General features: G+C 59.5%; 16 protein-coding genes and 1 pseudogene. 9 read left to right on the forward strand and 8 right to left on the reverse strand.

Annotated elements, in window-relative coordinates; all coding sequences use genetic code 11:
• The first annotated feature begins 5 nt into the window (after positions 1 to 5).
• The 3 genes from G9X64_RS19925 to G9X64_RS19935 all read left to right on the forward strand — a co-directional run bounded on the left by G9X64_RS19925 (position 6) and on the right by G9X64_RS19935 (position 3563).
• Positions 6 to 836, forward strand: coding sequence for an ABC transporter ATP-binding protein (locus tag G9X64_RS19925; protein ID WP_376766404.1), 831 nt, complete (start codon positions 6 to 8; stop codon positions 834 to 836).
• Positions 820 to 1596: an ABC transporter permease gene (locus tag G9X64_RS19930; protein ID WP_072378904.1), complete on the forward strand. Its 777-nt coding sequence runs from the start codon at positions 820 to 822 to the stop codon at positions 1594 to 1596. The genes G9X64_RS19925 and G9X64_RS19930 overlap by 17 nt, the downstream gene beginning before the upstream one ends.
• A 527-nt stretch (positions 1597 to 2123) precedes the next feature.
• Entirely contained in the window at positions 2124 to 3563 is a 1440-nt protein-coding gene (locus tag G9X64_RS19935) for a DUF1254 domain-containing protein (RefSeq protein ID WP_171377261.1), read from the forward strand.
• 374 nt (positions 3564 to 3937) lie between these two features.
• Here G9X64_RS19935 and G9X64_RS19940 read toward each other — a convergent pair whose 3' ends face one another.
• From G9X64_RS19940 to G9X64_RS19960, 5 genes are all read right to left on the reverse strand, one after another.
• On the reverse strand, positions 3938 to 5899 hold the full coding sequence (locus G9X64_RS19940) for an elongation factor G (RefSeq protein ID WP_171377262.1): 1962 nt from the start codon (positions 5897 to 5899) through the stop codon (positions 3938 to 3940).
• Between the two features lie 32 nt (positions 5900 to 5931).
• On the reverse strand, positions 5932 to 6093 hold the full coding sequence (locus tag G9X64_RS19945; protein ID WP_171377263.1) for a hypothetical protein: 162 nt from the start codon (positions 6091 to 6093) through the stop codon (positions 5932 to 5934).
• 355 nt (positions 6094 to 6448) lie between these two features.
• On the reverse strand, positions 6449 to 7171 hold the full coding sequence (locus G9X64_RS19950) for a CBS domain-containing protein (protein WP_171377264.1): 723 nt from the start codon (positions 7169 to 7171) through the stop codon (positions 6449 to 6451).
• Between the two features lie 249 nt (positions 7172 to 7420).
• Positions 7421 to 8494 (reverse strand): alcohol dehydrogenase AdhP, encoded by a 1074-nt coding sequence (gene adhP, locus G9X64_RS19955; RefSeq protein WP_171377265.1) that lies wholly within the window; start codon positions 8492 to 8494, stop codon positions 7421 to 7423.
• Positions 8495 to 8741: 247 nt separating this feature from the next.
• Positions 8742 to 9467, reverse strand: coding sequence for a response regulator (locus tag G9X64_RS19960; RefSeq protein WP_171377266.1), 726 nt, complete (start codon positions 9465 to 9467; stop codon positions 8742 to 8744).
• 127 nt (positions 9468 to 9594) lie between these two features.
• On the opposite strand from G9X64_RS19960, the gene G9X64_RS19965 reads away from it, so the two are divergent.
• Positions 9595 to 10347 (forward strand): Crp/Fnr family transcriptional regulator, encoded by a 753-nt coding sequence (locus G9X64_RS19965; protein ID WP_171377267.1) that lies wholly within the window; start codon positions 9595 to 9597, stop codon positions 10345 to 10347.
• A gap of 61 nt (positions 10348 to 10408) precedes the next feature.
• Here G9X64_RS19965 and G9X64_RS19970 read toward each other — a convergent pair whose 3' ends face one another.
• On the reverse strand, positions 10409 to 10765 hold the full coding sequence (locus tag G9X64_RS19970; protein ID WP_376766405.1) for a hypothetical protein: 357 nt from the start codon (positions 10763 to 10765) through the stop codon (positions 10409 to 10411).
• Between the two features lie 329 nt (positions 10766 to 11094).
• On the opposite strand from G9X64_RS19970, the gene hemN reads away from it, so the two are divergent.
• Positions 11095 to 12447 carry an oxygen-independent coproporphyrinogen III oxidase gene (gene hemN, locus G9X64_RS19975; RefSeq protein ID WP_171377268.1) on the forward strand — a complete coding sequence of 451 codons (1353 nt, stop codon included), beginning with the start codon at positions 11095 to 11097 and terminating at the stop codon, positions 12445 to 12447.
• Between the two features lie 67 nt (positions 12448 to 12514).
• Positions 12515 to 13009, forward strand: a complete 495-nt coding sequence (locus G9X64_RS19980; RefSeq protein WP_171377269.1) for a hypothetical protein — start codon at positions 12515 to 12517, stop codon at positions 13007 to 13009.
• Between the two features lie 108 nt (positions 13010 to 13117).
• Here the strand turns inward: G9X64_RS19980 and G9X64_RS19985 are convergent, their stop codons facing one another.
• Positions 13118 to 13576, reverse strand: a complete 459-nt coding sequence (locus G9X64_RS19985) for a pseudoazurin (RefSeq protein WP_168309504.1) — start codon at positions 13574 to 13576, stop codon at positions 13118 to 13120.
• A gap of 387 nt (positions 13577 to 13963) precedes the next feature.
• Positions 13964 to 14748, reverse strand: a pseudogene (locus tag G9X64_RS19990) (hypothetical protein).
• Positions 14749 to 15087: 339 nt separating this feature from the next.
• Here G9X64_RS19990 and G9X64_RS19995 point away from each other — a divergent pair.
• Genes G9X64_RS19995 through G9X64_RS20005 form a run of 3 tightly spaced genes read left to right on the forward strand, consistent with a single transcriptional unit; the run spans position 15088 to position 18943 of the window.
• On the forward strand, positions 15088 to 17028 hold the full coding sequence (locus tag G9X64_RS19995) for a DUF3604 domain-containing protein (RefSeq protein ID WP_171377270.1): 1941 nt from the start codon (positions 15088 to 15090) through the stop codon (positions 17026 to 17028).
• Positions 17029 to 17033: 5 nt separating this feature from the next.
• A complete protein-coding gene (locus G9X64_RS20000; RefSeq protein WP_210259701.1) occupies positions 17034 to 17951 on the forward strand; it encodes a peptidylprolyl isomerase in 918 nt (305 codons plus the stop codon).
• The gene (locus G9X64_RS20005; RefSeq protein ID WP_171377271.1) at positions 17948 to 18943 is read left to right on the forward strand and encodes a HupE/UreJ family protein; all 996 of its coding nucleotides are present in this window, start codon (positions 17948 to 17950) and stop codon (positions 18941 to 18943) included. Before G9X64_RS20000 ends, G9X64_RS20005 begins: the two co-directional genes overlap by 4 nt.
• The last annotated feature ends 36 nt before the right edge of the window (positions 18944 to 18979 follow it).

An 18979-nucleotide genomic window follows, 5' to 3' on the forward strand; every position in this document is an offset into this window, starting at 1 on the left:
AGGCCATGTCTTTGGCTGTCGTAAACCCCATGCCTATCCCGACGGGGCAGCAAAACGCAAAGCCGATGTTATCGATCGACGCCGTGACAATGTCGTTTGGTTCCTATGTCGCGGTGCAGGACGTCAACCTCACGGTTGCCGATGGCGAGTTTCTCGCCATCGTCGGCCCGACCGGTTGCGGAAAGAGCACCATTTTGAACGCGATCGCAGGGCTTTTGAAACCCGCGAGCGGAACGGTGACGATCGACGGCACGCCGGTAAAGGGCGTCCAGAACGACATTGGCTATCTCTTCCAGCAGGACGCGCTGCTCCCGTGGAAGACATCCATCGAGAATGTCGAGCTCGGCCTGATGTTCAGGGGTGTTGGAGCCACTGAGCGCCGCGAGCGTTCGATGAGCTGGCTTGCCAAGGTCGGGCTGAAGGGCTTCGAACATCGCTATCCGCACCAACTCTCCGGCGGCCAGCGTAAACGTGTGCAGATGGCGCAGGCCCTAATCTCCGGCCCCAAAGTCATCCTGATGGACGAGCCCTTTTCGGCCCTCGATATTCACACACGGCACCTCATGCAAAACGAACTCCTGCGACTGTGGCAGGAAGAGCGCAGAGCTGTCGTAATGATCACGCATGACCTCGAAGAAGCAATAGCCCTCGGCGACCGGGTCGCAATTCTTGCAGCCGGCCCTCGTTCACGGGTCATCGAAAGCTTCCCGGTGGAACTCGAGCGCCCCCGCGACGTCGCGGAAATTAAACTCGATCCACGCTTTATGGATCTGTATCGAAATATCTGGGCTTCCCTGCGCGGCGAAGTGGAGAAAAGCTATGAACGTCGTGACTGAACGCATCATCCAGCTCGGGATGCTAATCTTTATCCTCGGCGGCTGGCAGCTTGGCGTGACCGCCGGCTTCATCGATGTCTTCTTCTTTCCAGCCCCGCTCGACATCTTCAACCAGATGATCAGCTGGATTGTAGACCCCAGCTTCTATCGTCATGTGTCAATCACACTGACGGAGACTGTGCTCGGCTACATCATCGGCACGGGCCTTGGCGTCGCAGCCGGCGTATGGCTCGGTCTTAGCCGCAGTGCGGCACGGATTTTGGACCCCTTCATCAAGGGCCTGAACGCGATTCCGCGCGTCGTGCTTGCCCCAATTTTCGTGCTTTGGCTTGGTCTTGGCCTATGGTCGAAGGTAGCGCTCGCAGTAACTCTTGTCTTCTTCATCACCTTCTTCAACGCCATGCAGGGCGTGCGCGAAGTCAATCCGGTCGTCCTCGCAAACGCAAGGATCCTCGGGGCCAGACGTTCCGATCTGTTGCGGCATGTCTATTTTCCGGCGGCGGCCAGCTGGATTTTGTCCTCCCTTCGCACGTCAGTCGGCTTCGCGGTGGTCGGCGCCATCATTGGCGAATATCTCGGCTCCTCTGCGGGCCTCGGTTATCTGATCGCGCAGGCGGAAGGCAACTTCGACGCGGTTGGAGTGTTTGCCGGCATCATCATCCTTGCCGTGTTCGTGCTCATCATCGACCGAATTCTCGATGTTCTGGAAGGCCGGCTGATCAAGTGGAGACCAAACGCCGCAGAAGAAAGAGCGACGTAACTAATCGGATCAGTTGCCATGTGAGTAGAAGTAGAGTTGGGGTGCCGCCATCGGCACTCCGTTCTTTTTGGCCTTGTGTTCGAAAGTGCAGCCAGCTCCCGATTGATATGCTCAATTAAAGTTGAAATCGGGGGCATTTCTAAGGGCCATTGTTTTAATACTTCGCTTGGATTGGCCGGCGCCCCGCCTCTATATCCAAAATCAATGATGGACGCCTTGAAAGGAGTCGAAACGCCGGCGCTACTATCAGATCTTTTATAGCTCTGTAACCCGTGTGCCGCTCACACCTGGGCGGGATAATTCAGGTACTCGATATCACATGCCACCAACTGTGGAGCGCTATGGCAACTATGCGCCAACTGCAGACTTGGACGTCGTCCTGTTTCGGTGTTTCCTCATATCGAAGCAGCTCTCAGGTAAACCTGCTGTTGTATTTTCCTGAAACTTAGAGGATGCTAATATCAAGGGTGGATTAGCATGATTGAGAGCCAATTCCGGCTCCAAAGCCAAATACATTGGGGGGGAACATGAAAGTCACACGTCGCACCGTGTCGATCGGCAGTCTAGGTTTGCTTGCTGCGGCCAGCTCGCTCTCACCAGCACACGCCCTTGACGATCCCCTTCTCGATCCCTTCGAGGGGAAAAGCGACTTCTGGCTGGCGGTCGATGCCTACATCTACGGCTATCCGCTGGTAACGATGGAAATGACGCGGCGGGTGATTACCAACGTTGCCAAGGTCAAGGGCACCAAGGGGCCGATGGGCCAGATCATCAAGGTCCGCGAGTACCCTGATTCGTCATTTACCGACGTTACCGCGCCCAATGCGGATACGCTCTACACGACCGCATTCATTGACGTGGGCAAGGAACCGTGGGTCTTTTCGATCCCTGAAATGAAGGACCGGTACTTCCTGTTCCCGATGCTCGACGGATGGACGACCGTCTTCGAGGTGCCGGGAAAGAGGACCACCGGTGGCGGAGCGCAGACCTACGCGATCACCGGCCCGGGATGGCAAGGCAAACTGCCTGAGGGCGTTACCGAGTACAAGTCGCCGACGAGTATCGTCTGGATTCTCGGGCGCATCTACTGCACCGGCACGCCGGAAGACTACAAGGCGGTTCATGCTGCGCAGGACCAATGCAAGCTCGTGCCGCTCAGCAGCTACGGCAAGGAGTGGACATCGCCGCCCGGCAAGGTCGACCCCGAGATCGACATGAAGACGGCGGTCCGCGAGCAGGTCAACAAAATGGACGCTGTCGAGTATTTCACGCTGCTGAGCAAACTGTTGAAGACCAATCCGCCCACGGCTGCCGATGCAGAGATGGTCGGAAAGATGGCTGAGATCGGCATTGTCCCCGGAAAGGATTTCGACAAGAGCAAACTCGATGCGAATTTCATCAAGCGTATTCCAGAGGTCGCCTTCGCACGCATCATGCTGCACTTCAAGTTGAGCGATGGCGATATTAAGGATATTAACGGCTGGGGCTACACGACTAAAACGGGCATCTATGGCAACAACTATCTGCAGCGGGCGTTGATTACCGCGATCGGGCTTGGGGCCAACCGACCCGAGGATGCCATCTATCCGACATCGACCAAATCCAAGGACGGAGTATTCTCCCGTGCCTATTCGGGGTCCGACGACTATATCCTCACGTTCCCCAAAGGACAGACGCCGCCGGTGAAGGGGTTCTGGTCGATCACGATGTACAACGAAGAGTACTTCTTCGTCGCCAATCCGATCAACCGCTACTCCATCAGCGCTCGGCAGGACCTGAAGCCAAACGCGGACGGATCGATCAACATCTATATCCAGAACAAATCCCCCGGCGTCGACAAGGAATCAAACTGGCTTCCGGCACCGAAAGGCAAGTTCATCCTGATGATGAGGCTCTACTGGCCGGACGGCAGCCCGCCGTCGATCCTGGACGGTTCCTGGGTTATCCCACAGGTGAAAAAGGTCTGAAAGTCGACACCGAAAGTGCTAAGTGCGTATGTCCTTCTTCGTGGTTGATGTGGCTCGCCCTGCACTGGTCTTCCATTTCAAGAGGATACCTCGACACTTAATTCGAGACGCGGCAGTTAGTGCGAGAATGCCGTTTGGAGTTTGGCACATTATTTGAGAGCCGCAGAGATAGTGTGTCGGCCGTCTGAGGCTAATCTCTTTCGAGAAATTGCCGCCATTTCAAAACGTTGCTGATACATTAGCGGTTGGTGGCCGATAATCGCTCCCGCGAATCTCAGATTAAATGCCATAGGCAGCGTGAAACGGCGCGTTCTCACGGCTGCCAAACGAGATGAGCCCCATTCTGCGAACGAGCATGAAGTGGCGCGAACGTTTCAGTGTGCGACGCCTGGTTCCTCGCGTGCCCTCACGATGGCGTCCGCTTCCTTGCCGTATAACTCCTCGAAGTGATCGAAGGTCTTGGAAAAATAACCGATGCCCTGCGTCGCCGAGCGCAGCGCCCGCGCCAGATCGTCAAGTGCGCCGCCCGGAATGAGTGCCCGGAAGATGTCCCATCCCTTGGCGGTTTCATCCCGGTCGAAGCCGAGAACCTGACCCTTGAGAGCGGAGACGATCTGGACGAGGCTGCCGGAATAGATCGACGGAATGTGAATTTCGCTGCGGAAGACCGGTTGCATCAAAACGGCCGACCCTTCGGAAAGCGCCTGTCGCACTCCCATTTTCGACGCAGTCCGGAAGGCGTGTTCCGAACTGTCGACGGCATGGTACTGACCATCGAACAGCGTTACGCCGACATCGATGACCTGGAAGCCGAGCGGCCCTTTCTCCATCGCTTCGCGCGCGCCTGCTTCGACGGCAGGGATGTAGTTGCGCGGAACGACGCCACCCTTGACGGTTTCGCTGAAGGTGAAGCCCCGGCCGCGCTCGTTGGGGCGAATGCTCAGCTTCACATCCGCGAATTGCCCGGCACCGCCGGTCTGTTTGCGATGCCGGTAGTGAACCTCGGACGGCTTCGCGATTGTCTCGCGGTAGATCGGGCTGGGCATTCGATCGGTTACGTCGATGTGGAAGACATCGGACAGGGTTCGGCAGAGATCGCGCAGATGTACCGGGCCCTGGGCGCGGACGAGCTGGGCGCCCGTGCCTTCCTCCTTCAAGACCGTTAGGCCGCGATCCGTCTCGGACAGTCTTGCCAGTGTTTCGGAGAGCTTGTTTTCATCGCGCTCGCTGCCTGGGACCAGGATCCTTTCAAGCATCGGCGTGGGTGGCTCCGTCCATTCAGGCGGGGCGACCACCGCGTCTGATGTCAACAGCGAGGGGACGGGCAAGTGGTCGGACTTGACTGTTGCGAAGACATCCCCCGGTGCAGGCACAACCGCCGAATTGGACCGCCCGTTTGCGAGATGCTGTACGGCGCCGAGACTGGAGCCGCCCAGTGATGCGCCCTGCCGCAGTCCCTCGCCAAGCGCGCGCACGAGCACTGTCTTACCGACATTCTGGCGATGATAGGCATGGAAGCTCACGGCGGTCAGCTTGTTTTCATCGACATTGCCCGCACGAGCCAGGCGCTGTCGAAGAACCCCGAGCGGCGGCGCCTCGTGGCGCAGCGTCTTCATCAGCCTCATCATGCCGTTGCCGTGACTTGCGGCACCGATCAGGACTGGAATAATCCTGTTTTCCCGGAGAACCCGCGATGAAATGGCATAGAGGGCGTCGCTGGGCGGCTCGCGATCTTCGATTAGTTCCTCGAGAAGCCAGTCATCGAATTCGGACAGGTGTTCCAGGAGCTCGCTGCGCGCTTCGTGCTCGCGCTCGGCTTCGCTTTCGGGGATTGCGATCAGCGCCGAAGTCTGGCCTTCCCGGTAGCGCCACGCCCGTTCCGAAATCAGATCGCAACTGCCTATGATCCTGTCTCCCTCGCGGATCGGGATCTGGCGAAGCAAAAGCGTGTGGTTGGCGTAGTCTTGAAGCGCGGCGATCACGTCCCTCAGCCGCCCTCTCGGTTCGTCCATTCGGTTGACGAAGAGGATGCACGGCGTCCCCGAGGCTTCGACTATCCGCAGATAGGGCGCGGCGAGCACAGCCTCCTCGGGTGCCGATGAAACGCACAGGATGCAGGCGTCGCTGGCAAGAAGCGCGTGCTGTGCATGCGCCAACGCTTCGTTGGGTCCTGGCGCATCCAGCGCACACCACGCCTCGTTTCCAAAGGTGAATTCTGTAAGCTTCAATCCATAAGGGGAGCTGGATTTTCTCGGCGCCCCCTCCAGGGAGCCGAGCTTTTCCACGACTGTTGATTTTCCGGTCTGCGAGGGTCCAAGCACGGTAAAGCAGCGCATCGGCATTCCTCCAACTGCCATAAACACAATTTTCAGCCATCATAGGATGCCCCGAACCGCTGCAAGGCGCCAGAGGTGTTGATGGCGGCGCGCTTTCTTTCGACGAGCATGGTCGAAGCATACCTGGCGCGCCGGTTCAGGCGTTCTGCTTCGTGAGTACGAAAGTGATAAACGGCGAGGTCGAGGGCCTGCATTTTCTGCGCGTGGGCATGAAGAACGATCGTATGGAACTCTCCGGCGCCGAATGCCTTCCATGTACCGGTCAGATGAAATCCAGCGAAGGCCCATCGGAGATGGTTTAGCCCCGCGCAAAACGTCGCTGCCTAATGGCTAGGCTCAACAAACTTCACCTTCGCTATTGCAAGCCTAATCTCTTGTGCACGCCATTCCTTGACCAGCTGCCGGCGGCTTCGTGAAGATCGCTCGTCTAAGACCTCCGCAGTTGGACACGAGAAGTACGAACCGTGCCGACGTTGCGAGCATCGAGGTGGCCAGCAGTTGCGCCATGCGAACGTTGGGAGCCGGATGATCCATGGTCCTCCCTAGAATTCAGGCCTGTCTGGCCTCGGTTTCCGGCGGCGGGATTGCGACGCCGTAATAGGGATCGACCCAGACGAGCTGATCCTTGATCGTCGTCACGCCCGGGACATTCTCGACCGCGACATTCGCGGCGAGACGTTCGCGTTCGTCGAAGATGGTGCCGCTGAGCTCGGCAACGCCGTTCGTGACCCGGCAATGGATGAAGCCGTTACGGCTCCAGCTCTGCCGGGCAAGCTCAGCGTCGATCGCTGCCTGGATCTGCGCATCGCTTGCGGAAACGGCGGCGGCCGGCAGCGCTTGCGAGAGTGCGCGCAGCAGGTCGGAGCGGGCAACGATGCCGACGAGCCTACCATCGGCGACGACCGGCAGGCGCTTGATATCCTGACGCTCCATCAGCCTGACGGCGTCGGAGATCGAGGCGGTTGGCGCGATCGCGCTGACCGGTGCGGTCATCACTTCCTCGACCCGTCGCCCATGAGCACGGACATATTCGTCAGCGATCTTGCCCGGGCTGGTCAGCCATTCGAGCAGCCAGGAACGCTTACGCTCGGTGTTCAGTTCACTCCGGCGCAGGAAATCGCCTTCGCTGACGATACCGACGAGCGCTCCGTTTGCATCAACGACCGGCAGGCCGCTGATCTTGTTGTCGAGCATTAACTTCGCGGCTTCGGCAACGGAACAGGATGTCGTTACGGTGATCGGCGGTGAGGTCATGATGGCTTGAACGAGCATTTTCAACTCCTGAAAAAGGCAGGTTTGGGATCATGCTGGTGGCGCTCTGAAGCTTCGAACGCGTCGGCATTTGCCGACGAAACCAGTGGGACGAAGGTAACTGCGACGAAAGCGAAATGCTTTGATCAGCGTCAAAATCAAAAAGGCAAGGAAAACGGCGCGGGCAGATGAACAGGGTATTTGCCCTTGGGAGACGCGCCGCCTGTGTCCCCGCCGCTTCGGCCGGCGGGGACGCTGTGCAGCGGCCGGTTATGCCGCGGACTGCCCCTGAGTTGCGAATGCGCTCGCCTGTCCGGCGATGTCGAGCACCATGCGCCCCTCGATCGTTCCCGCCTTCAGCCCGTCAAAGATGTCGTTGATGTCATCGAGCGGCGCGGTGGCGATCTCGGCCCGGACGCGACCCTCTGCGGCGAAGGCGAGCGCTTCATCGAGGTCACGGCGTGTTCCGACGATCGAACCACGCACGGTGATGCGCTTCAGCACCACGTCGAAGATCGGTGTCGGGAAGCTGCCCGGCGGAAGGCCGACAAGGCTGATGGTGCCTTTGCGGCGTACCATACTGAGTGCCTGCGAGAAGGCGGGCGGCGAGACGGCGGTGACAAGCACGCCATGCGCTCCGCCGCTCGTGACCTTCAGCACTTTCTCGATTGTGTCTTCGGAAAGCGCATTGAGTGCGAGATCGGCGCCAACCTGGCGGGCAAGGTCGAGCTTGGCGGCGGCGACGTCGAGCGCGACCACCTTTAGGCCCATCGCCTTGGCATATTGGATCGCGACGTGGCCCAGCCCGCCGATCCCCGATATCGCCACCCACTCACCTGGACGCGCTTCGGTTTCCTTCAAGCCCTTATACGTCGTGACGCCGGCGCAGAGGATCGGCGCAATCTCGGCGAAGTCGACATTTTTGGGAAGGCGGGCGGCGAAGGCGGCGGAGGCGATGACATATTCGGCAAAGCCGCCGTTGCAGCTGTAGCCGGTATTGTGCTGATGTTCGCAGAGCGTTTCCCAGCCGGTTTCGCAATATTCGCAGCGAAGGCAGGCATCGTGCAACCAGGCGACGCCGACGGCATCGCCTTCCTTGAAATCAGTGACGCCGGGGCCGAGGGCCGCCACGACGCCCGCGGCCTCATGACCAGGAATGAAGGGCGGCCTCGGCTTGACAGGCCAGTCACCTTCGGCTGCGTGCAGATCGGTATGGCAGACGCCGCATGCAACGACCTTCACCAAAATTTCGCCCGACCCGGGCACAGGCACAGGCATGCATTCAATTGCGAGCGGTTTGCCGAATTCGCGCACCACTGCCGCCTTCATCAATTTATCCATCATGACCGTCATCCCTTCGCGATGTTTGTTCGGCGGGATGATGAAGGCGGCGCCCGGCGGCGCATTGATTCATCGCAAACCGATTCTTGACGGCGTTCAAGGCACACTGCGCATGCCGGCTTGATCTCGTCTCTTGCGCATGTCGAGGTGTGCGGGGCGGAAGCATCCTATCTCGTGCAACCGCTCACGAAACCATCGGCGGACGCACGACGGAAGTGGCCGCCGCAAGCGTCACAATGTCCTGAACTCGTCAATCCAGCCTGGCAGTGAAGACGTAACCGACGCCGCGTACGGCCTTGATGAATTGCGGTCTCTTCGGATCTGTTTCGATCTTGCGGCGCAGCCGGACGATCTGGGCATCGATCGTCCGGTCGAAGGCTTCGAGGTTTCGGCCCCGGGTCAGATCCATCAGCACGTCACGGGTTAGCACCCGGCCGGCATGCCGCACGAAGGTTGCCAGCATGTCGAATTCGCCGGTCGTCAACTCGATCTCCGCGCCGTCGGGATCGAGAAGCTGCCGGCGGCTGAGATTGAGCTTCCAATCCTCGAAACCGATGATCTCCTCGCTGACCGGCTCGGCATTGCGTGCCCAAGATTGCCGGCGGCGCAAGATCGACTTCAACCGTGCGTGGACTTCTCTGAGGTGGAAGGGTTTGGCGATGTAATCGTCGGCGCCGACTTCCAGACCGACGATCCGGTCGACGACGTCGTCGCGGCCCGTCAGCATCATGATCGGAACATCGGATTGGGCGCGAATTTCGCGGGCAAGATCAAGCCCGTCCGTGCCTCCGGGAAGGACAAGGTCAAGCAGGATGGCATCGAACCTCTGCTGGCGCAGGCGTACCCGCATCTCGATGCCGTCAGAAGCGGAAGAGACGGTGTAACCCTCGCCCTCGAAATAGCGCTTCAGCATCTGACGAATGCGCGGATCGTCGTCAACGACGAGAAGATGCGCGTCATGCTGAAGTGTTGCCATCGCCCATCCGTCAAGCCGCTGATTGTTACAGACTGTTACCCAATGGCACCGTCTTTAACACGCGTGGCATCAGCGTGTCACCAGCGGCGGGTTAGTTGTCCTCATCGACAGCACAGAGGGAACGGTCATGCTGCAGACAACCAATTTTCATCACGCGCTGGAAATCGCCAATGCGGTGCTTCTCGGCTCCGAGCCGAACTGCCTGCAGGCGCTTTTCAACAAGCAGCCGGTCGAACGTCTGACAGCCGGGGAATCGCTGTTCTTCGAGGGCGACGCCGCCAAACACCTCTTCGAAGTGGTGGAGGGAAACCTGCGCATCTTCAGGATCATCTCCGATGGCCGCCGGGTCATCACCGGCTTTCTGCAAGCTGGCGACATCGTCGGCGTGTCTTTGAAGAACCACTATCTCTACAGCGCCGAAGCCATCACCGACACCAGGGTCCGCCGCCTCTCGCGCAGGGTTTTCGAGGCCGAGGTCGGCAACTCGCCGGCGCTGCGGCCAGAGGTCTTTGCCCGCCTTCGCGACGAGATGGCCGCCGCCCAGGACCAGATGGTGTTGCTGTCCTGCAAGAACGCCGAGGAGCGGGTCTGCAGCTTCCTGCTGAAGCAGCTTCATCGTGACCCGGGCCATAGCCGCTCCAATGCCATTGTCGAGCTGCCGATGACCCGGCTCGACATTGCCGACTATCTCGGCCTGACGATCGAAACCGTGTCGCGAATGATGACGAAGCTGGCAAACAAGGGCATTCTCGTATCGGCCGGCCGTCATTGCGTTCGCATCGTGAAATATGGAATGCTGGTGCAACTCTCCGGCGACGATGACGAATATGATGGCGACGAACGCGGCTTGCTCGCTTACGCTGGAAGGCAACGCCAATGATCCTGAAATGACGAAAGTGCCGGCATGAAAGTTCCGGAATGCCTAGCGGCGCGGCGCAAATTTATGCAGCGCGCTCTGACGACGCGGCGTCCGGCGGCATCAAGCGAGGTGCAGTCCGTATCCCCGCCATTTCGGACGATTGCCACGCGCGGCGCCATCTGCGAACGTCATTTGCAGTGATCATGACCACGTCACCGCCCGCCTCCTTTGAACCGAGGCCGCTCGCTGCGATTTCGCAGAACGCGTCGAGATATTGAAGGAAACGGACTTCGGTTGCGCGAGGTGGCGAGGCTACGGAGAGCAGCGCGCGCCTGGAGACTATGACGGTTTTCATGTCTGCGCCGAAACGCACATCGATACGCCCGGACTTATCTCGCGCATTCAGGCTTGCTTTGACGACATCGTGCGGCACTTTCATCTCCGTTGCGCCGGCATCTCCGTTGAGCAGGAGTCTGCGTTGCATGAACGCTGCCGGCCAGTGGTGTTCCCTCTCTCCAAGGTACGAAATCAGCACAAAGACACTTTGATCTCGGTCAACTCCACATCATTTGCCGTGTGGCAACTCATGGAACTTGGGGGTTCATGACGGCGTGTGCCGGAACGCGCTCGCCCGCGAGCGGATGGATCAGCGGGCTGACTTTGACGCCGAGCCGAGATGGACGACGATTTCACCAGTTTGACCTAGAACAAAGAAGATCGTGCGCTTCGACGTCATAAACCATTCTGTTTTTGTCAAGGGATGCGACAATGTCCGACTGTCTGGTCGCCAAGTATGGCGACGCGCGGTTCCCGCGCTACACGAGCTATCCAACGGCGCCAGCCTTTTCAGCCACGGTGGGGCCGGATGAATATGCGAGGGGACTCGCCAACATCGCAAAAGCCGGACCCGTCTCCGTCTATCTCCACGTCCCGTTCTGCCGCTCAATGTGCTGGTACTGCGGTTGTCACACGAGCATCACCCGGCAGGATGGTCCGGTTCGCGAATACCTGGATGTCCTGAGCCAGGAGATCGAGCTTGTATCCTTTGCTGCCGAAAACGACGTCCCCGTCAAGAACGTTCATTTCGGTGGCGGCACTCCTACGATCATGAAGCCGCAGGAGTTTGCCGCAATCATGGCAAAGCTGCGGAGCGCGTTCAGGTTTGAGGCAGATGCGAGCATCGCGGCTGAAATCGATCCACGCACATTGGCCGTTCCGATGATCGAAGCGCTCGGCGAAAGCGGTGTCGATCGCGCAAGCCTCGGCGTTCAGAGCTTTGATCCAATCGTGCAAGCCGCGATCAACCGAACACAATCCTTCGAGCAGACGGAGATTGCGGTCAGCGGGCTACGCTCCGTGGGTATCTCCAGCATCAATTTCGATCTGATATACGGCCTTCCGAACCAGACCGTGCAATCCTGCATCGACACCGTCAGACTGGCCGCGCAGCTGCGTCCGGAGCGTTTCGCCGTTTTCGGTTATGCGCACATACCGGCCTTCAAGAAGCACCAGCGCCTCATAGATGAAGCGTTGCTTCCGGATGCAAAACAGCGAAACGAGCAGGCCGAAGCCATCGCGGAAGAGCTTGTAAAGGCCGGATATGCGCGCATCGGGCTCGATCATTTTGCGCTGCCGGACGATCAACTCGCGATCGCTGCGCGCAACGGCACGATGAGAAGGAATTTCCAAGGTTACACGACGGATGATTGCGATACGCTGATCGGCCTCGGTGCTTCGGCGATCGGGCGGCTGCCGATCGGCTATGTCCAGAACCATGTGCCATTGGGGCTATATCAGGAGCGGGTTGCTTCCGGCATCCTGCCGACAGCCAAGGGATATCTTTTCACCGAGGAGGATAAGCTCCGGGCCAAAATAATCGAACGGCTTATGTGTGATTTCGAAGTCGATCTCGCAGGATTGAGCAAAGCGTCGGGTTTTGACATCGACTTCCTCATCGACCGAAACGATCGGCTCGGTGAGCTTGTTGCCGATGGCGTCGCGGCGATTTGCGGAGATCGGATTGTTGTGTCTCAAGGCGCACGGTTCATGGTCCGCGCTGTTGCGGCGGCATTCGACGCCTATTTCGGTTCGCACGGGCGCACGCACAGCAAGGCCGCTTGAGCGAGAAACCAGCCCTCGTTCGGCGCCCTGCCATGGTCCGCCAGCTTGTTGCTGCAGAGGTAATAGGATGAAGAACCCAATCCCGGATGGTTTCGGAGAACTCGAGAGCTGCTATGAGCAGCTTATGTCGTGGTGCGACGTGTTGCAGGCAATTGCCGACTTTCTGCCTTGCCATATCGATGAAAGCCTCTGCCGCCGTCTTTCACGCGGTCTGATCCCGCTGTTGCTGACGACGCACCGGCTCGAAGAGCACTTGGTCTCGTCGGCGCTCGGACTGATCATGGAGGTCGAGGAGCTGTCCGATGCGAGGGAACGCCGGCAAGCCGGTCGCCTATTCGATCATGATGCGGCTCAGCACCTCGTCTTCACGCTGGACACCCTGAGCGAGGGGCGCTGCCGGCTCTCCTGGGAAGCCGTAGGATATCAGCTGCGTTCGTTCTTCTGTTCGATGCGCCGGCATATCAAGTCGGAGCGGGAGATCGTCAGGTTGCTTCAACGGGCAATGAAGGACGAACCGCCGTCGCGTCCGCCCGATGCAGATGCGCAAACGGAGGCGGCCTGAGCAATGCGACGCGGCCGCGAGCTGCCGTGCCGATAATCGCGAAGCCGCACGCGCTGAACGTGACGGTGCGGACGGCGCGCAAGCGTGCCGTCCGCACCTGTCGGTCAATCACTGGGTGATCTGAGCAGGGGTGATCTGCGCGAGGTCGGCATCCAGCCTCTTACGCGCCATGTTCGGCACCTTGGCGATCTTGATCGCGTCAAGATTGGCCGGGCTGTCGCCGACCTGGATCAATACAACCATGCCCATGCCCACATGCGGCGTGCACTTCAAGACATATGCGCCCGGAATGTCGAACTTCGCCTGATACTGCTCGCTCGGCCTGGATTTGAACTCAGGAACGCCATCGGGAATGAGACCCTTGAACGTCTCGACGTTGTGGCTCTTGTCCGTTGGAATGAACGTGACAGTCTCGCCCGGAGCAATCTTCAGGAAGCCGGGCTCAAACACCATCGCGCCGTCTGCGCCTTTGTTCAGCATCTGAACCTGGTGGTCAGCAGCCATCAACGGTGCAGCCGAAGCGATCAAGGCTGCCGTTGCAGCGATCAGACCGAATTTCAAACGCATTTGCATATCTCCTGTTCTCCGAGGTCCAAAGCGGCCTCTCAAACATCTTTAAAGACATGCTGGACCGGGCTCTTTGACGCCGGTCAAAGGGGTCACAACAAGAAACTGTCCTAAAGTCCGCTAAGGTCGAACGGACCCTGAACTTTCGCCATGGACGAGCATCGCCGTCTGCCGGCTGGTCGCGAACGTCCTAGCGACGGTCGAAACGCTCATTCCTTTGGGCTATTTCCTTGCGCACTTGCTGCTTCCATCCATCGTTGAGGGGGCGGCCGACGGCCCTGCCTCCTATATCCAGGAATTGTTCTAGCCTTGCTCGCATGGCATCCGATTAAAAACAGCTCGCCCAGTCACCCTGTGTAACCTCGGCGTAACTGAGCGTTGATCGGGTTAAAAGCGTATCACCATTCCGAGAATCGGGTCTTGCTGCAGCACGTCGAATACGAAGCCGTCCTTGCTATAGTCGACACCCAAGGCACGGTAACCGACGACCGCCGAAATGGTGTCGTTGAAACGGTAGCCGATCGCGGCGGCAATGTCCCAATCGAGGTCGGCTTGGCCGGCACCGATAAGCCCCCATCCGGTCAGATAGATCTCAGGCGTGATCACGTAATTTCCACGAAATCCGGCCATCGCATCCACCCATGTCGCGCCGTCGTTTCGCGACACACCATCAAGAATGCCGCCGCTGAACGAGAGATCGGTATCGACAGACCACACCCTTGCCCCGCCGACGACATCAAGGCGAGCGGAATTGTCGTCGATGATCGAGTAGCCAACGCCGAGCAAACCGGCAAACGTTTCCGTTGTGACCTCGACGCTGGAGGCGACGATCCCTCTGGGTGTGCCGGCGGAGCCCGATATATACATGACGTCGCCGAAGATACTGTAACGGTCGTACCTAGCCTCGCCGATCGCCATGGCGCCGAAGTCGAGACGGTCAAGGATATCGCTGAAATTCGCATCCACTTCAATTGTGGGTAGCCCAAATTGCGCGACGTTGCCGGAAAGTCCTGCCGCCCAGAAATAGGGGGCAAATGCGAACGTCCACCCTTCTTCGGTTTCGGCTTACTGAAGCTTCGGTGTCATCGGCGAATAGGCGTCAGCAGCCATGACGCCACCCGTAACAGAAAACTCCCAATGAACGTCAGAGTAAGCGCGGCTCTAAGTTTCATCTTTCCCCCTCCAGCAAACTCTAGGCGTTTGGGTCAGCTCTAAAAGGCGCCAGGTTTAATCACGACTGATTACGTTATTTCGCAAGTAAAAGTTTCTCACGTTGTGTCTTATTTGCTAGGATGCAAGTGTAGGCGCATACACCCTGTCTGCTGTGAGAATATCACGCCAGTAAGATATTAACAAACAGTTGACTGCTAAGCGTATTGACGCGGTTGCCACATTAGCGACGGCAGTCAAGGAACATTCGAAGGTAGACCGGAGATCCGGTCATTGATGCAAATCAACAAATAGTCCGCGCGGATGGGGTAAGTATGGCTGCTGCAAAAAAGGGGGGACCGATGAACAAGACATCTGCCAAATTGATTATTGCGGGGCTCGTAAGCCTGGGCTCTGCCTTGCCCGCAGCCACACAGGAGACCACCGATATCGGCACTCTGGACAGCGCGAAGGCCGGGAAGGCGTTTTCCAGCAAACCCGTCTACTCGCCCTATGCGGGGCGCAATTTTCCGACCCGACCGCTATTCGGGGACACGCATCTCCACACCGGAGCCTCCTTCGATGCCGGCGCTTTCGGGGCACGGTTGACGCCTCGCGACGCTTACCGCTTCGCCCGCGGCGAGGAGATCACGGCGTCGAGCGGCCAGCCTGCCAAGCTGTCACGGCCGCTCGACTTTCTGGTGGTGGCCGACCACTCCGACAACATGGGCATGTTCCCGGACCTCTTTGCCGGCAAGCCGGATGTCATCGCCGATCCGCAGGCCAAGACCTGGTACGACATGATCAAGTCGGGTCAGGGCGCCACGGCGGCGCTCGAAATCATCTTCAGCTTCGGCAAGGGAACGCTGCCAAAGAGCATGATCTACGGGCCGGATACGCGTCCCTACAAAAACGCGTGGCAGGACACGATAAAGGCCGCCGAGGAATATAACGATCCGGGACGGTTCACGGCCTTCATCGGCTACGAATGGACCTCGAACACGGGAGGCAACAATCTGCATCGCAATGTCATCTTCCGCGACAATGCCGATAAGGCCGACCAGGTCGTGCCCTATACGACGCTTAAGCCGTTGGGCAGCGACAATCCGCGCGATCTATGGAAGTGGATGCAGGCCTATGAGGACAAGACCGGCGGCAACGTGCTGGCGATTGCGCACAACGGCAATCTGTCCAACGGCCGCATGTTCCCGTTGATCGAATCCTTCACCGGCAAGCCAGTCGACAAAGAATATGTTGAGCAGCGCTCCAGGTGGGAACGCCTCTACGAGACGACGCAGACGAAGGGCACGGGCGAGGCGCATCCGGCGCTCTCGCCCAATGACGAGTTTGCGGATTTCGAGATCTGGGACTTCGGCAATCTCGACGCCAGCGTGCCGAAGACGCCTGACATGCTCGAGTTCGAATATGCACGGTCCGCGCTGAAGAACGGCCTCAAGCTCGAAGCTGAACTCGGCACGAACCCCTACAAGTTCGGGCTGGTCGGCAGCTCCGACGCGCATACGGGCCTTGCGGCCATGGAAGAGGAAAACTTCTTCGGAAAGACCACGCCGCAGGAGCCGAGCCCGGAGCGCCTGACGGCAACTTTTGTCAAGGATGCCAAGACGGGCATCACCGTGATGGACTGGGAGGTCGGCGCGTCGGGCTACGCGGCTGTATGGGCGGCGGAAAACACGCGCGAGTCGATCTGGGACGCCATGCAGCGCAAGGAAACCTATGCCACAACCGGACCGCGCATGGCCGTGCGCTTCTTCGGCGGGTGGGATTTCGAGCCGGCCGATGCCGAGAGCCGCAACCCCGGCGCGATCGGCTACAGCAAGGGCGTTCCCATGGGCGGCGATCTGACAGCAGCGCCAGAAGGCAAGGCGCCGTCATTTCTCGTCGCCGCGCTGCGAGATCCGATTGGAGCCAATCTCGACCGTTACCAGATCGTCAAGGGCTGGCTCGACGACAAGGGCGAGACACATGAGCAGGTGTATGACGTCACCTCGGGCGGGGACCGCAAACCGGGCGCCGACGGCAAGGTGCCATCGGTCGGCAGCACCGTCGACATCGAGAACGCGACATGGACCAACACCATCGGTGCGCCGGAACTGATCGCTGTGTGGAAGGACCCCAGCTTCGATCCGAAGCAGAAAGCCTTCTACTACGGACGCGTCATCGAGATACCGACGCCGCGGTGGACCGCCTATGATGCCAAACGCTTTGGAACGAAGCCGCTTGAGGGTACGCGGATGACTGTCACCGAACGCGCCTATACCTCGCCGATCTGGTACACGCCGTGACTGCGATGCCGGCGGTTGAACCGGCCGCCGGATCGTCGTCCGGCCCAGCATACGGCAAAGTGAAGGCGATCCTGTTGAAACGTGTGTTGAGGGAGCCGCTGGCCCACTTCTTGGCTCTCGCGCTGCTGATCTTTGCGGGTTACGGGCTCTTGGGCGCCGAGGAAGACAAGCCGGACAGCATTGTCGTCACGGCGCCGAAGATCGAGCAGATGGCAACCGTGTTCACAAAGACCTGGCAGCGCTCGCCAACAGCCGAGGACCTGAAGGGCCTGATCGACGATCATGTGAAGGAGGAAATTCTGGTACGCCAAGCGCTGGAGCTCGGGCTCGACAGGGACGACACAGTGGTTCGTCGCCGCCTGCGCCAGAAGATGGAATTCCTGAACGCCGCCGACGCAGAAGCGCTGGCACCGACCGATGCGGAGCTGGACGCCTATCTGATAGCCAATGCAGCCGTGTTCGAAACCGGTTCGATGCTGGCCTTCCAGCAGGTGTACTTCAACCCTCAGCGGCGCGGCGACACGATCGCACAGGACGCAGCTTCCGTCCTCGAAGCGCTGCTGACCGATTCGGCCACGGATCGCACCCAATTTGGCGACCCCACGCTGCTTCCGCCCGACCTGCCGCTTTCGAGCAAGATATCGATCGACCAAACCTTCGGCGCCGATTTCGCGGAAAAACTAGACAAGGCTCCGCTGGGTCAATGGATGGGTCCCGTCGATTCCGGCTTCGGGCTGCACCTGATCCGCGTGACGAAGCGTGTGCCCGGCCGGGTGCCGGCGCTCGAGGAGGTGCGCGACGCCGTTTCGCGGGAGTGGACGAACGCCAAGCGCAAGGAACTCGAGGACCAACGCTTCGCCGAACTCTTCAAGCGCTATGTGGTCAGCATCGAAAGCCCCACCGGCGCGGCCATCCACCCATGACGCGGCTTGCGGAACTGCTCGCCGTGCTAATGCCGGTGTTCCTGGCCACGTCCGGCATGGCCCATGAGATCAGGCCGGCCTATCTCGACATGCGCGAAACCGCTCCGGACGAGTTCGCCGTGGTGTGGAAGGTGCCGGCGCAGGGCGACATGCGTCTCGGGCTATATGCAAGTCTGCCGAAGCCGTGCATCGAGAAAGCCGAATCGGTGAGGTTGATCGTGAACGGAGCTTATCTGGAGCGAAGGACCGTCGCCTGTGCAGGGGGATTGAGGGGCGGCGAGATCGGCATCAACGGCCTCAAGTCGACCATGACCGAAGCACTCGTCCGCATCGAATACGAGAACGGCGACACGGAGGTCGTGCGCCTGATGCCGGACGCGCCCTCCTTCACCGCAGCCGGCGCACAAACCAGCCTCGAGGTCGCCCGGACTTATTTCCTGCTGGGCGTCGACCACATACTCTCGGGTCTCGATCACCTGCTCTTCGTACTGGCGCTCATGTTACTCATTCGAGACCGCTGGATGCTGGTCAAGACGATCACGGCCTTTACGATCGCGCACAGCATCACGCTGGCTGGAGCGTCGCTCGGATATTTCAGTTTGCCGCAGAAACCGGTGGAAGCGACGATCGCCCTCAGCATTGCATTCGTCGCAAGCGAACTGATCAAGATCAAACCGGGCGAAAGGCGGTTATCCGAGAGCTACCCCTGGGTCGTGGCCTTCGTGTTCGGGCTGTTGCACGGTTTCGGTTTTGCCGGCGCCCTGAGGGAAATCGGCTTGCCGCAATCCGATGTGCCGCTGAGCCTGCTGACATTCAACCTGGGTGTCGAAGCGGGTCAGTTGATCTTCGTCACCGCGATGCTGGTCGTGCTTCGGGCAGCAGGCTCGCTGAGCACGATACAGCCCGCACCGGCGCGTCAGTTCGGCGCCTACATAATCGGGACCGCCGCGATGCTGTGGCTGGTTTCGCGGATCGCCGGGTTGGCGGCGTGAGCTGAGCAAAATGCGCCTCAGCTCAGAAGGGTCACC

Source organism: Rhizobium sophorae, assembly GCF_013087515.1.
Classification (GTDB): domain Bacteria; phylum Pseudomonadota; class Alphaproteobacteria; order Rhizobiales; family Rhizobiaceae; genus Rhizobium; species Rhizobium sophorae.

Coding starts and splice junctions, on each gene's coding strand:
- G9X64_RS19935 (WP_171377261.1), top strand. CDS start 2,124: ATGAAAGTCACACGTCGCACCGTGTCGATCGGCAGTCTAGGTTTGCTT.
- G9X64_RS19960 (WP_171377266.1), bottom strand. CDS start 9,467: ATGGCAACACTTCAGCATGACGCGCATCTTCTCGTCGTTGACGACGAT.
- G9X64_RS19995 (WP_171377270.1), top strand. CDS start 15,088: ATGAACAAGACATCTGCCAAATTGATTATTGCGGGGCTCGTAAGCCTG.
- G9X64_RS19980 (WP_171377269.1), top strand. CDS start 12,515: ATGAAGAACCCAATCCCGGATGGTTTCGGAGAACTCGAGAGCTGCTAT.
- G9X64_RS19930 (WP_072378904.1), top strand. CDS start 820: ATGAACGTCGTGACTGAACGCATCATCCAGCTCGGGATGCTAATCTTT.
- G9X64_RS20005 (WP_171377271.1), top strand. CDS start 17,948: ATGACGCGGCTTGCGGAACTGCTCGCCGTGCTAATGCCGGTGTTCCTG.
- G9X64_RS19940 (WP_171377262.1), bottom strand. CDS start 5,899: ATGCGCTGCTTTACCGTGCTTGGACCCTCGCAGACCGGAAAATCAACA.
- G9X64_RS20000 (WP_210259701.1), top strand. CDS start 17,034: ATGCCGGCGGTTGAACCGGCCGCCGGATCGTCGTCCGGCCCAGCATAC.
- G9X64_RS19970 (WP_376766405.1), bottom strand. CDS start 10,765: ATGAAAGTGCCGCACGATGTCGTCAAAGCAAGCCTGAATGCGCGAGAT.
- G9X64_RS19945 (WP_171377263.1), bottom strand. CDS start 6,093: ATGCAGGCCCTCGACCTCGCCGTTTATCACTTTCGTACTCACGAAGCA.
- G9X64_RS19965 (WP_171377267.1), top strand. CDS start 9,595: ATGCTGCAGACAACCAATTTTCATCACGCGCTGGAAATCGCCAATGCG.
- G9X64_RS19950 (WP_171377264.1), bottom strand. CDS start 7,171: ATGCTCGTTCAAGCCATCATGACCTCACCGCCGATCACCGTAACGACA.
- G9X64_RS19985 (WP_168309504.1), bottom strand. CDS start 13,576: ATGCGTTTGAAATTCGGTCTGATCGCTGCAACGGCAGCCTTGATCGCT.
- adhP (WP_171377265.1), bottom strand. CDS start 8,494: ATGATGGATAAATTGATGAAGGCGGCAGTGGTGCGCGAATTCGGCAAA.
- hemN (WP_171377268.1), top strand. CDS start 11,095: ATGTCCGACTGTCTGGTCGCCAAGTATGGCGACGCGCGGTTCCCGCGC.
- G9X64_RS19925 (WP_376766404.1), top strand. CDS start 6: ATGTCTTTGGCTGTCGTAAACCCCATGCCTATCCCGACGGGGCAGCAA.